General features: G+C 66.6%; 15 protein-coding genes. 8 read left to right on the top strand and 7 right to left on the bottom strand.

The window, feature by feature from the left end; translation table 11 throughout:
• Positions 1-7: 7 nt before the first annotated feature.
• The 4 genes from AC1RPL_RS15735 to AC1RPL_RS15720 all read right to left on the bottom strand — a co-directional run bounded on the left by AC1RPL_RS15735 (position 8) and on the right by AC1RPL_RS15720 (position 3,661).
• Positions 8-655: a DUF6891 domain-containing protein gene (locus tag AC1RPL_RS15735; RefSeq protein ID WP_493070464.1), complete on the bottom strand. Its 648-nt coding sequence runs from the start codon at positions 653-655 to the stop codon at positions 8-10.
• Positions 656-738: 83 nt separating this feature from the next.
• Entirely contained in the window at positions 739-2,172 is a 1,434-nt protein-coding gene (locus AC1RPL_RS15730; RefSeq protein ID WP_493070462.1) for a S41 family peptidase, read from the bottom strand.
• A 70-nt stretch (positions 2,173-2,242) separates the two neighbouring features.
• The gene (gene ung / locus AC1RPL_RS15725; protein ID WP_493070461.1) at positions 2,243-2,944 is read right to left on the bottom strand and encodes a uracil-DNA glycosylase; all 702 of its coding nucleotides are present in this window, start codon (positions 2,942-2,944) and stop codon (positions 2,243-2,245) included.
• A gap of 30 nt (positions 2,945-2,974) precedes the next feature.
• Positions 2,975-3,661 (bottom strand): endonuclease III domain-containing protein, encoded by a 687-nt coding sequence (locus tag AC1RPL_RS15720; RefSeq protein WP_493070459.1) that lies wholly within the window; start codon positions 3,659-3,661, stop codon positions 2,975-2,977.
• Between the two features lie 73 nt (positions 3,662-3,734).
• Here AC1RPL_RS15720 and AC1RPL_RS15715 point away from each other — a divergent pair, with 73 nt between their 5' ends.
• From AC1RPL_RS15715 to AC1RPL_RS15695, 5 genes are all read left to right on the top strand, one after another.
• Complete coding sequence (locus tag AC1RPL_RS15715) at positions 3,735-4,082, top strand: GFA family protein (protein WP_493070457.1); 348 nt, start codon at positions 3,735-3,737, stop codon at positions 4,080-4,082.
• Between the two features lie 23 nt (positions 4,083-4,105).
• Positions 4,106-5,110, top strand: a complete 1,005-nt coding sequence (locus tag AC1RPL_RS15710; RefSeq protein ID WP_493070455.1) for an ATP-dependent DNA ligase — start codon at positions 4,106-4,108, stop codon at positions 5,108-5,110.
• Between the two features lie 15 nt (positions 5,111-5,125).
• The gene (locus AC1RPL_RS15705) at positions 5,126-5,497 is read left to right on the top strand and encodes a tRNA-binding protein (protein ID WP_493070453.1); all 372 of its coding nucleotides are present in this window, start codon (positions 5,126-5,128) and stop codon (positions 5,495-5,497) included.
• A 79-nt stretch (positions 5,498-5,576) separates the two neighbouring features.
• Complete coding sequence (locus AC1RPL_RS15700) at positions 5,577-6,161, top strand: hypothetical protein (RefSeq protein WP_493070452.1); 585 nt, start codon at positions 5,577-5,579, stop codon at positions 6,159-6,161.
• A gap of 72 nt (positions 6,162-6,233) precedes the next feature.
• Positions 6,234-6,446 carry a DUF4287 domain-containing protein gene (locus AC1RPL_RS15695; RefSeq protein WP_493070450.1) on the top strand — a complete coding sequence of 71 codons (213 nt, stop codon included), beginning with the start codon at positions 6,234-6,236 and terminating at the stop codon, positions 6,444-6,446.
• 6 nt (positions 6,447-6,452) lie between these two features.
• Here AC1RPL_RS15695 and ubiG read toward each other — a convergent pair whose 3' ends face one another.
• The gene (gene ubiG / locus AC1RPL_RS15690) at positions 6,453-7,184 is read right to left on the bottom strand and encodes a bifunctional 2-polyprenyl-6-hydroxyphenol methylase/3-demethylubiquinol 3-O-methyltransferase UbiG (protein ID WP_493070449.1); all 732 of its coding nucleotides are present in this window, start codon (positions 7,182-7,184) and stop codon (positions 6,453-6,455) included.
• 82 nt (positions 7,185-7,266) lie between these two features.
• Between ubiG and AC1RPL_RS15685 the strand changes: the two genes are divergently transcribed.
• The 3 genes from AC1RPL_RS15685 to AC1RPL_RS15675 all read left to right on the top strand — a co-directional run bounded on the left by AC1RPL_RS15685 (position 7,267) and on the right by AC1RPL_RS15675 (position 10,527).
• Complete coding sequence (locus AC1RPL_RS15685) at positions 7,267-8,547, top strand: aspartate kinase (protein ID WP_493070447.1); 1,281 nt, start codon at positions 7,267-7,269, stop codon at positions 8,545-8,547.
• A 115-nt stretch (positions 8,548-8,662) separates the two neighbouring features.
• Positions 8,663-9,454 carry a hypothetical protein gene (locus AC1RPL_RS15680; protein WP_493070446.1) on the top strand — a complete coding sequence of 264 codons (792 nt, stop codon included), beginning with the start codon at positions 8,663-8,665 and terminating at the stop codon, positions 9,452-9,454.
• Between the two features lie 41 nt (positions 9,455-9,495).
• Positions 9,496-10,527: an NAD(P)H-dependent flavin oxidoreductase gene (locus AC1RPL_RS15675; RefSeq protein WP_493070444.1), complete on the top strand. Its 1,032-nt coding sequence runs from the start codon at positions 9,496-9,498 to the stop codon at positions 10,525-10,527.
• Between the two features lie 17 nt (positions 10,528-10,544).
• Here the strand turns inward: AC1RPL_RS15675 and AC1RPL_RS15670 are convergent, their stop codons facing one another.
• Both AC1RPL_RS15670 and AC1RPL_RS15665 read right to left on the bottom strand, forming a co-directional pair.
• On the bottom strand, positions 10,545-11,501 hold the full coding sequence (locus AC1RPL_RS15670) for a hypothetical protein (protein WP_493070443.1): 957 nt from the start codon (positions 11,499-11,501) through the stop codon (positions 10,545-10,547).
• Positions 11,501-11,842, bottom strand: coding sequence for a PadR family transcriptional regulator (locus tag AC1RPL_RS15665; RefSeq protein ID WP_493070441.1), 342 nt, complete (start codon positions 11,840-11,842; stop codon positions 11,501-11,503). Before AC1RPL_RS15665 ends, AC1RPL_RS15670 begins: the two co-directional genes overlap by 1 nt.
• Positions 11,843-11,986: the final 144 nt, after the last annotated feature.

The raw sequence follows: 11,986 nt of genomic DNA, 5'->3' as shown, positions 1-11,986 counted from the left end.
GGAGGGGTCAGAACCCCCGGCGCCGCTTCCAGTCGAGCGTCACGCCGATGCGCTGTTCCCAGCTGCCGTCCCATTTGGTCTCCAGGCCATGCGCCTCGAGCTCCGCGACGATGGTGCGTGCCACGGCAAGGGCCGCATCCTCGCCTTCGTCGCAGGCGCCATAGTTGAGGTAGAGACCGTCGCCGTCCACCGCGCTCTCGGTGTCCTGCATGTGGTAGAAGGCATAGCCCTGGACGGCGCTGCCGGTGTCTTCGACGGCGCGGACCTCGTCCCAGATCTCGGTCGATCCGCAATTGCCGCAGCAGCTGAAGTTCTGGCGGGCGATCACGCCGTCCTCCTCCAGCGCGGCGAAGGCGGCGTCGAGGCGGTCGCAATCGGTTTCGTCGGGCCAGTGGCGTTCCGCGGCGCGCTGTTCGGCCAGCGCCTGGCGCAGCAGCTTCTGGGCGAGCGGGCGGAGCTCCTCGGGGGTCAGGTCGTCGGCAAAGGCGTCGGCCGCGTTGGTCAGGATCGCGTCTTCGTCATAGAAGCCGCTCGCCACGTCGCGCCTTATCTGGTCGCGCACCCATTCGGTCTTCTCTTCGGGCGGCGTTGCCGGGGGCGCCAGCTCCGCCTCGGGGCCGCGCTTGCCGAACAGGCGGCCGAACAGCGACTTCATTGCTTCCTCCATCGTCCGTTGGAGAAGATAGCAACTGCTTGGCCCCTCGCCTACTCGGGCCCTGCAAAAACGTCGTTACCGGATCAGAACAGTCCGGGCACGTCGCGCTGCGGCACGCTCGGCTGGGTGGGGATGAGCGGTTCGCGCTCGATCGCTGTCTGCGCGGTGGTCTTCGCCGCGGCGCTGGCGGTGATCGGCGTGCAGGCCTTGCCCTGGATGAAGTCGAGCGCGGCGCGGGTCGACGCCTCGCGCGCGTCGCCCAGCGGATAGGCGATGTCGTCCGCCGCCTTGCAGGTGTTGGGCACCAGGCTCGCCAGGCCGGTGAAATAGCTGCCCTGGTGGTCGCGGTTCTGGAGCGCGAAGGCGATGATGCGGAAGCGGTCGTCGCACGCGGCCTTGTCCACCGCGATCTGGCCGACCGGCTTGCCATAGGTGTTGGCGCCGACCAGCGCGAGGTTGTTGCCCAGATAGGGCAGCATCGCCGCGGCGACGAGCTCGCTCGCGGAGGCGGTGCTCGACGTGCCGATGAACGCGATCCTGGTCGGGGCGACCGACTGGCTCTGCGGCGCGAAATAGCTGGTGCTGTTCTGCGCCGCCTTGCTGGTGCGGAAGGTCATGTAATCGAACACGTCGGAGCCGGTGCGGTTGGCGCCGAGCAGGTTGCCCATCAGCTCGGCGATCGAGACGAGCCCGCCGCCATTGTAACGGACATCGACGATGATCTCGGTCACGCCCGCGGCCTTGAATTGCTGGAAGGCATTCCGGAGCGGCGTCTCGGCGGTGTTGATGAAGGTGCGCAGATTGACATAGCCGACGCGGTGCCCGCCATCGTCGATGATCTTGGCGCCGTAGCGCGAAGAGACCGGAGTGAGCGTATAGTCGGTCTTGGCGATCGTCACCACGCGAGTGCCCAGTGCCGAATCGGTAACCCGCATCGTACGGCTGGTGCCGGCGGTGTTGGGTCCGAGCGCGTCGGTCAGTCCCGCAGTGCCGCCGGTCGAAAGGATCTCGCTGACGTTGCGCAGGTTGGATTCGGTGGTGCCGATCGCCACGATCTCGGTACCGCGGTCGATCCCGGCGGTAAGTGCGCTGGTGCCCTCGAACGTCTCGGCCGAGAACAGCCGGTTGCCGCTCAGATAGAGACGGAAGCCGAAGCCCGCGCTCGCGCCGGAATTGTAATAGGCATTCTCCTCGGCGATCGAAGTGACATAGGTGAAGTAGCGGTCCTTGCCCTGGGCCCGCGCATTGGCGGTCAGCGCATCGACATAGCTCGTCAGGTCCGAATAGCCCGTCGGGCTGAGGCTGGCCGGCAGCGTCTCGGGGAAGAGATACCATTCGCCCAGCTGCGCCGCCGCCCAGTCCTGCCGCTCGCGCAGCGTGCAGCCGGCTGCGGTGGTGGGTGTGGGCGTAGGGGTGGAGCCGCCGGTCGATCCGCCGCCGGCCACCACGCTCCCGCCGCCACCACCACTGCAGGCGGACAAGGACAAGGCGATCAGGGTGGACAGGGTGCGACGCATGGGGACTCTCCTCGGGCCCAGCCTATGGCAGCGCCGCGCCTGAGTCATCTCTTTGTTTTCAGGCGGCTTTCTATTGGGCGAGCGGCGGCAGGGCCCAGTCGATCGGCTTCTGCCCGACGCTCTCGAGAAAGGCATTGGCCTTGGAGAAATGGCCCGATCCGAAAAAGCCCGAATAGGCGGAGAGCGGCGAAGGGTGTGGGGCCTTTAGCACCAGGTGCCGGCCGCCCTTGTCGATCGAGTCGACGAACGCCGCCTTCTTCTGGGCATGACTGCCCCAGAGCATGAAGACGACCGGCTCGGCACGCGCATTGACCAGCCGGATCACTGCATCGGTGAACCGTTCCCAGCCGCGCCCCTGGTGCGAAGCAGCGGCGGCCATCTGCACGGTGAGCACCGAATTGAGCAGCAGCACGCCCTGCTCCGCCCAATGCTCGAGGAACCCGTGCCGCGCCGGCGGGATGCCGAGGTCGCTCTCCATTTCCTTGTAGATGTTGACCAGGCTCGGCGGGGTGCGGACGCCAGGCTTCACCGAGAAGCACAGGCCATGCGCCTGGCCCTCGCCATGATAGGGATCCTGGCCCAGGATCACGACGCGGACATTCTCCAGCGGGGTCAGGTCGAGCGCGCGGAACCACTCGTTGCCGGCCGGGAAAATGCGCTTGCCCGCGGCCCTCTCGGCGACGAGGAACTGGCGCAGCGCCGCCATGTACGGATCGGCGAACTCGCCCTGCAGCGGTTCGAGCCAGCTCGGATGGAGTTTCACGTCGCCCATGGCTTTCTGTCCGAGAGGCCGGGCGTGCTGTCAATTGCTCCGCGAACGGCAATCGGCCCGCAGCGGGCAGCGTGCGCACTCGGTCCCTTCGTAGCGGCAGAAGGTCTGGCCGAGCTTCTTGGTGCCGATATGGAAGTCGAGGAAGTCCCGGCCCTGCCATTCGGACATCGCCGCGGTCACCGCTTCGCTCGCGTCCCGGCCCTCGGCACGCCGGTGCACGAAGCCCAGCCGCTGCAATACGCGCAGCACATGGCTGTCGACGATCAGCACCGGCCGGTCGAGCGTGCTGCCGTTGAGCGTTGCCGCAGCCACCTTGCGGCCGACACCGGGCAGCCGTTCGAGCCAAGTGAGCGCGTCGCCGAGCGGCAGGTCGCACAGAAAGCCCAGGTCGAAGTTCTTTCGCTCCGCCGCGACCCGCCCGAGCGCCCCGATCAGATAGCGAGCCTTGTCCTCGGCATGGGTGACCGCGCCGATGCAGCGCAGCACCTCTGTCGGCCCCGCTGCCAGCACCTGCCCCGGCGTCCCGAACGCTGCGACCAGCCGGTCATAGGCCGCCAGGGACACCGGATCCCGGGTCCGGCCGCTGATCATCGACTTGACCAGCGCCCCGATCGGCGAACGCCGGGGTAGCGGTCCGGCCAAAGCGCGCATAGGCTCCAGCGCGCGCTGCCAGCGCTGGATGTCGTCGTGCCCGCAGAATCCGAAGCCCGATTGCATGCGCACAGTGTAGAACATAATGAGAACTAGAACAAGGGTCGCGCCCGAGCGTTATCCGAAGCAGGAGAAGATGATGCCGTTCACCGGAAGCTGCCATTGCGGCGCGATCGCCTATACGGTCGCCGAGGAGCCGCCGGGCCAGGCGATGCAGTGCAACTGCTCGATCTGCCGGCGCAAGGCGCCGCTCCACCATTTCACCACCCCGGACAAGTTCACGCTCCACACGCCGCGCGAGGCCGTGGCGACCTATGAATTCAACCACCACGTCATCCAGCATCATTTCTGCAAGAATTGCGGCGTTGCCCCGTTCGCGGAAGGCAAGGGGCCGAACGGCCCGATGGTCGAGATCAACCTGCGCTGCGCCGACGGCGTCGATCTCGATGCGTTGCGCGTGCAGCTCTATGACGGGGCAAGCCGCTGACGATCGAGCCCGGCCTGGCGCCGATGGAGGCGGAATCGGTCGAGGCGCTTCCCGACGACACCGGCTGGCAGTTCGAGCCCAAATGGGACGGCTTTCGCTGCCTCGTCTTCAAGCGCGGCGAGGCGGTGTCGCTGATGTCCAAGGCGGGCAAGCCGCTGGCGCGCTACTTCCCCGATGTCGAGGCAATGGTCGCGGCACTGCCGGTCGAGCGGCTGGTGCTCGACGGCGAGCTGATCATCCCGGTTGGCGAAACTTTGTCGTTCGAAGCGCTGCAGATGCGGCTCCATCCCGCCGCGAGCCGGGTGCACAAGCTCGCTGCCGAACATCCCGCCCGGCTGATGTTGTTCGATTGCCTCGAATGGGAAGAGGCGTCGCTGGCCGAGCGCCCGCTCGACGATCGCCGCACGGCGCTGGAAGCTTTCCACGCCGCGCACGGAACGCCTGGGCTCAACCTCTCGCCCTGCACGCAGGACCCCGAGACTGCCCGGCGCTGGCTGGCCGATGCCGGCGGCGCGCTCGACGGGGTGATCGCCAAGCGGCGCGACCAGCCCTATTGCTCTGGCGAACGCGCGATGCTCAAGGTCAAGCGGCTGCGCACCGCCGACTGCGTGGTCGGCGGCTTCCGCTATGCGAGCGGCAAGAAGCTGGTGGGCTCGCTGTTGCTCGGCCTTTATGACGAAGCCGGGCTGCTCCATCATGTAGGCTATACCTCCGCCATCCCTGCCGCCGAGCGTCCGGCGCTCACCGAAAGGCTTGAAAAGCTGGTCCAGGCCCCCGGATTCACCGGTGACGCGCCCGGCGGCCCGAGCCGCTGGCAGACTGAACGTTCGGCCGATTGGCAGCCCCTTCGCCCCGAATTGGTCGCCGAGGTGCGCTACGACCATGTCACGGGACGGCGCTTCCGCCACGGTACCGGCTTCCTGCGCTGGCGGCCGGACAAGGCGCCCGGGCAATGCACGATGGAGCAGCTCGGCAAGGAAGCGCGCCCGGCGATCGTGAAGGCTGCACTGGAAGCGGCCGCGCGCTGATGGCAGAGGAGCGGCATGCACCTCTCCCATGATCCAGCCGCCGCCGCTGCCGAAACGATCGGCTTCGACCAGTTCCTCGCCGTCGACATCCGCGTCGGCACGATCGTGGAGGCGCTGCCGTTCCCCGAGGCGCGCAAGCCGGCCTACAAGCTGCTGATCGACTTCGGTCCGACCATCGGCCGCAAGCGCTCCTCGGCGCAGATCACCGAGCATTACACGCTGGAGCAACTACCCGGGCTCCAGGTTGCCGCCGTGGTCAACTTCCCGCCGCGCCAGATCGGCAAGGTCATGTCGGAGGTGCTGACGCTCGGCTTCCCCGATGCCGAGGGCAAGGTGGTGCTGTTCCACCCCTCCACGCCGGTTCCCGACGGCGGGCGGCTGTTCTGATCGGTAGCGTTAACATTTTTCGTTGAAACATTCCGGACACGGGCATAGCCTCGCCTGAAAATAACTAGGGGAGGCATATATGACCAAGCGACTGGCGCTCGCCGCCATTGCTCTTTCGATTCCGGCAGGGGTGTCCGTCCCGCTCGTCGCGCAGACTGCCCAGACTACACCGGTAACGGCGGCAGCCGAGCCCGAAGTGCTCAACAACGCCAATCCCGACAGCTTCCAGGTCTATGGCCTGCCGGGTGGCGCCAAGCAGGCGTCGATCAAGGACCCCAAGGTCCAATTCGGCAAGGCGATCCGCGTCGATACGCCGGGCGGCGGCAATGTTTGGAACATCGGGGTCAACTCGCCGCTGCAACTGGGCGTGAAGAAGGACGACAAGCTGCTCATCGCCTTCTACGCCCGGGTCGAGAAACCGGCGGAAGGCGCCACCACCGCGACGATCGCGTCCGCCCAGCTCCAGCTCGCCGCTGCGCCTTACACCAAGATCTTCGGCGAGGGCGTGACCATCGGGCCCGAGTGGAAGCTCTACAAGGTCACCGGCCATGCCGACCGCGACTATGCCAAGGGCGAGCTCGCCGCGGCGCTGCACATCAACACGGCGAAGCAGACGCTCGATATCGGCGCGCTGGCCGTGCTGGATTTCGGGCAGAAGCCCTAGGGCCCGCGCATGGACAGCGCGCAATGCCTGTGCGCCAACTCGGCACGAGCATGGATATTGGAGCGCACCTGCGTGGCTGACGAACCCATAAAAGGACCGGCGTCCTACTTCCCGTCCATCGAGAAGAAATACGGGCGCCCGATCGGCGAATGGCAAGAGCTGGTGCGCAAGGCCTTGCCGGCCAGGCACATGGAGCTGGTCGCCATGCTGAAGAACGAGCACGGAATGGGCCACGGGCATGCGAACGCTGTGGTCGCGCATGTTCTGGCAGCGGAGAAGATCTAGCCCGGTCTAGGCCCGCACCACCGTCACCAGGTAATTCAGCGTCTCGCTGGTCCCGGTCACGAACCCGCGCGCCGGCGAGAAGCCAAGGCCCGTGCGGTCGATCATCTTCAATCCGGCGGCGACCAGCAATTCCTCCAGCTCCTCGGGACGGAGGAACTTGCTCCAGTCGTGCGTCCCTTCGGGGATCGCGCCGGTGCCCTCGGCCAGAGTGATCATCGCCAGCCGTGAAGCCAGCGTGCGGTTGGGAGTCGACAGGACCATCAGCCCGCCCTCGGCCAGCGCCGCGGCGAGCGCGCCCACAAAGGCGGTTGGATCGGTGACGTGTTCGATCACTTCCATTGAAGTGACCAGATCGAAGCGGCGGCCCGGCAGGTTCTCGATCCCGCCGGCGATATACTCGATTTGCAGCCCAGTCGCGGTAGCGTGGGCGCGGGCCGCGCCGATATTCTCGGGCGCGGCGTCGATGCCGGTCATCGTCGCACCCAGCCGGGCGAGTGGCTCGACGAGCAGCCCGGCACCGCAGCCGACATCGATCGCGGTCTTGCCGGCCAGCGGTGCGAAGCTCGAGGAATCGCCGCCCCAATGCGAGTCCACCGCGGCGCGGATATAGCCCAGCCGCGCCGGATTCAGCCGGTGGAGCATCGCCGAGCTGCCCTTGGGATTCCACCAATCCGCTGCGAGCTTGCCGAAATGCTCAGCTTCACGCGGGTCAATAGTTGCTTTGGTTGCGCTTGCCATGAGCCGCTCCTATCAGGACGCCCCATTATCGTCATCCCCGCGCAGGCGGGGACCCAGCCCGCAAAGCAGACAGGCTCTTTCCATGGCGCGTATCGTGATGAAGTTCGGCGGCACCTCGATGGCAGGCATCGAGCGCATCCGGAACGTCGCCGCGCGCGTCAAACGCGAATGGGAAGCGGGCAACCAGGTCGCGGTGGTCGTCTCGGCAATGGCCGGCGAGACCGATCGGCTGGTCAATTTCTGCCGCGAGGCGAGCTCGCTCTACGATCCGCGCGAATATGACGTGGTCGTCTCTGCCGGCGAGCAGATCACGTCGGGGCTGCTCGCGGTCGCGCTCCAGGCGCTCGGCGTGCCGGCGCGCTCCTGGCTCGGCTCGCAGGTGGCAATCCATACCGACACCGCCCATGCCAAGGCGCGCATCCAGACGATCGATTCCGCCGGTTTGGAAGAAGGCTGGTCGCGCGGCGAAGTCGCGGTGATCCCTGGGTTCCAGGGCGTGACCAATGACGGCAGCAACCGCGTCACCACGCTCGGCCGCGGCGGGTCCGATACCTCGGCAGTGGCAGTGGCGGCGGCGGTCGAGGCCGATCGCTGCGACATCTATACCGATGTGGACGGCGTCTACACCACCGATCCGCGCATCGTGCCCCGAGCCCGCAAGCTCAAGAAGGTCACGTACGAAGAAATGCTCGAGCTCGCCAGCGTCGGGGCCAAGGTGCTCCAGACGCGCTCGGTGGGCCTGGCGATGAAGGAACAGGTCCGCGTCCAGGTGCTGTCGTCGTTCACCGGCGAGAATGCCCCGATGGCGGACACGCTGCCCGGCACGATGATTGTCGGCGAAGAGGAGATTCAGGACGTGGAAAGCCAGCTCATCACGGGCATCGCGCACGACAAGAACGAAGCGAAGATCACCCTGACGGCGGTGCCCGACAAGCCCGGCGCAGTGGCATCGATCTTCAATCCGCTGGCCGAGGCCAATATCAATGTCGACATGATCATCCAGAACATCGCGCACCAGAGCGCGGGTTCGGCGAGCGCGACCGACGTGACCTTCACCGTGCCGGCGGCGGACCTGGCGCGCTCGATCGAGTCGCTCAACCAGGCCAAGGGTGCGATCGGATTTGCCGAGCTGATCCAGGATACGCGCGTCGCCAAGATCTCGGTGGTCGGCGTCGGCATGCGCAGCCATGCAGGCGTCGCGGCGACCATGTTCAAGACGCTGGGCGAGCGCGGGATCAACATCCAGGCGATCACCACATCGGAGATCAAGGTCAGCGTGCTGATCAACGAGGACGAGACCGAGCTGGCCGTGCGCATTCTCCACACCGCTTACGGCCTCGACGCGACGGACGAGGCTGCCTGAGCGCTTTCCCGCCGGCATTTCGCGAGGGAATTGCAACGATCGGTAACATGCGGCGCGATGCTGCCATGTTTCGGTCGCCGTGCCGCCGCGCCCGTGTGGTTGGGGCGATAGCGTGATGATGTGGCTGCGCTCCCGTCTCTTTGCTGATTCGGGGCTGCTGCGCAGGCGTGGCGCCGCGCTGCTGCTTGCGCTCATCATCGAGCTTCTGCTGGCGCTCCTGCTTCTCTTCCTTGCCCCGCCGATGGCGGGTCGCAAGGAAGGCAGCCGCACCACCATGTTCGGGATCGAGGCGTCCAAGGGCGAGGACAGCCCGGACAAGAAGCCGGCAGAGAAGCAGCGCAAAAAGGCGGCGCGCTCCGAGAAGGCGCAGGCCCAGCCCCAGACCGCGCCGATCCCGCCCGTGCCTTCGCCGCTCTCGACACCGGTGCCTGTCGGCCCGCCGACCTTCGTGAAGCTCAGCCGCAACGACTATCAGCAGGGCGATATCGCCAAGGTGCCGACCCACCCTTCCGACTCCAATGCCGCCGATAGCGATACGGCGGATGCGGGCGGCGGGGGTGGCGAGAACGACACGCCGACCGCCGGGCGCAAGGGCCGGCATGGCGAGACGCTCTATGTCGCCGAATGGTATCGCGAACCGCGCAACTCGGAGCTCCAACCCTATATCAATGAGAACCGAGCGCGCTATCCGGGCTTCGGGCTGGTCGCCTGCCGCACCGCGGCGCGGTACAAGGTCGAGGATTGCTACGAGCTCGACGAGACGCGCGGTACCGGCTTTGCCGGGTCGGTTCGCCAGGCTGCCTTCCAGTTCCTCGTCCGCCCGCCGCGCGTGGGCAACAAGCTGATGGTCGGCGAATGGGTGGCGATCCGCATCGACTATAGCCAGACGCGGCGACCCACACCCTAGCGACTCTTGCCGGGTGCCCCCTAGCGGGGCTAGGCGGGGGGATGACCAATGCATCTTTGATCGGCGCCGAGCGCCTGACCCGCCGCATGGCCCGCGGCTGCGCGTTCCTCGGTTCCGAAGTCGCCATCCTCGGCGGCGCCATGTCCTGGGTGTCCGAGCGCAACCTCGTTTCCGCCATTTCCAACGCCGGCGGCTTCGGCGTGATCGCCTGCGGTGCGATGAACCCCGAGCTGCTCGACGCGGAGATCGCGGGCACCAAGGCGCTCACGGACAAGCCCTTCGGCGTCAATCTGATCACGATGCATCCGCAGCTCTCCGACCTGATCGAAGTCTGCAAGAAGCATGATGTCGGCCATGTCGTGCTCGCCGGCGGCCTGCCGCCCGCGGGTTCGCTCGATGCGATCAAGGCGAACGGTGCCAAGCTGATCTGCTTCGCCCCCGCATTGAGCCTCGCCAAGAAGCTGATCCGCTCGGGCGTCGATGCGCTGGTGGTTGAGGGCATGGAAGCCGGTGGCCATATCGGACCGGTCTCGACCAGCGTGCTCGCGCAGGAGATCCTGCCCGAAGTCGCCGAGCAGGTTCCCGTGTTCGTCGCGGGCGGCATCGGCCGCGGCGAGGCGATCGCCGGCTATCTCGACATGGGCGCTGCCGGCGTCCAGCTCGGCACCCGCTTCGTCTGCGCCAGCGAGTGCATCGCGCACGCCAATTTCAAGAAGGCGTTCATCCGCGCCTCCGCCCGCGATGCCACCGCCAGCGTCCAGATCGACCCGCGCCTGCCGGTCATCCCGGTGCGCGCGCTCAAGAATGCTGCCGGCGAGCTGTTCACTGCCAAGCAGCGCGAAGTCGCGCAGCTGCTCGACGAGGGCAAGATCGAGATGATGGAGGCCCAGCTCCAGATCGAGCATTACTGGGCCGGCGCGCTCCGCCGTGCGGTGATTGACGGCGATGTCGAGCATGGCAGCGTGATGGCCGGCCAATCGGTCGGCATGGTTTCGAAGGAAGAGCCGGTGGTGGACATCATCGCCACGCTGATGGGCGAGGCGGCGCACGCGCTGGAGAAGCGCGCGGCCTGAGACATTGAGGGAGCGGCTCAGCGCCGCTCCCGGTAAAGCTGCCACGATTCCTTTGCGCATTGGAATGCCGTGACGGCGGCGATGACGATCACTGCGATCTGGAGGCTCTTGTCGAGACTCTCCTGGATTCGCGCCGCCTTCACCGTGTCGGTCCCGACCACGGTCACGATCTGCGCCGTCCCATGCAGCAACTTGGCGATGGCGAGCGTGCCCGCCGTGCAGCCGAGGATCAGCGCGGCGCGCAGCGGCTTCCACGCCGGACGGAGGAAGCCGATCAGGCTCAGCGCGATCCGCGCCCAGACCAGCAGCACCACCGGCCAGTAGAGCGTCGTCCACACCTGGGCGCCGGTGATGCGCACATCGGCATCGTGCGGTGCGAAGGGAATGGTGAACCCGCCCGCCCACCAGATCAGGAAGGCGATGCCGAAGCCGATCTCGAACAGCGGCTCCCAGCGCTTGCGTGGCGGCAGGTCGAGGCGGAGCTTGCCGAGGTCGGGCAGCTCCTCCGGCTTCCACTTGGCAAGATAGGCATCAAGCCAGCCGAGGCGCTCGATCACGGCGAAGGCGAGCGTGACCAGTGCGGCATTGTAGATCAGCGAATGGACCAGCCCGGTCGATCCGTGCGCGAGTGCGCGAACCAGATCGCCGCTCACTACGATCCCGCCACCGATCTTCACCAGCTCGATCACTGCGACGACCGCGAGCACCACCTTCAGCACGAACCAGTAGAAGGGGAACACGTCCGCCCCGATCAGCGCGCGCTGGCCATGATATTGCCCGGCAACCGCGAGCGGATGCCCGAACTCGCGCAGGATCTGGCTCACTTCTTCCTGGCCGAGCGCGCGGCCGAGCGCCTCCTCGCGATCCTCAATCCGAGCGGCGACCAAGTCGGCCAGCTCGGCGATGATGTCGTCGGCCTTGGCGGCCGGCAGGTTCCAGCGCACCGCGCCGAGATAGCGTTCGATGAGGTCCATCATTTGTCTCCCTGCGTCAGGCGGAGGATCGATTCGGAGATTGCATTCCATTCGGCGAGCAACTGGCCGAGCACGTCGAGCCCGACGGTCGTCAGCCGGTAGAAGCGCTTGTTGCGCTTGGCCTCTTCGCGCCACTCGCTGGTCAGCAGGCCCTGCGTCTCCAGCCGGCGCAGCAGCGGGTAGAGCGCGCCTTCGTCGATCGGCAGGCCCGCTTCCTCCAGGCTGGTGCGCAGCGTGTAGCCATAACGCTCCTCGCGCAGCGCCCCGAGCACTGCCAGCACCAGCGAGCCGCGCCTGAGCTCCACCCGGAGCTTCTCGAACAGATCTTCCTCGATTGGCATTACCTATGCCTTACATCGTGTATGACACACACTGTGTAGCACACAGTATATTGAGTCGCAAGCCGGCGTCGATCGTTCCGCAAGTGATTGGAATTTGCGACGAATTGAGGAAGTAAACATCTGATTCACAAGGATTATTGAGGG

Source organism: Sphingomonas sp. GW821-FHT12D09, from assembly GCF_058807215.1.
Note: the sequence above shows the minus strand (reverse complement) of the source record. Positions and strands in the feature narration are given on the sequence as shown.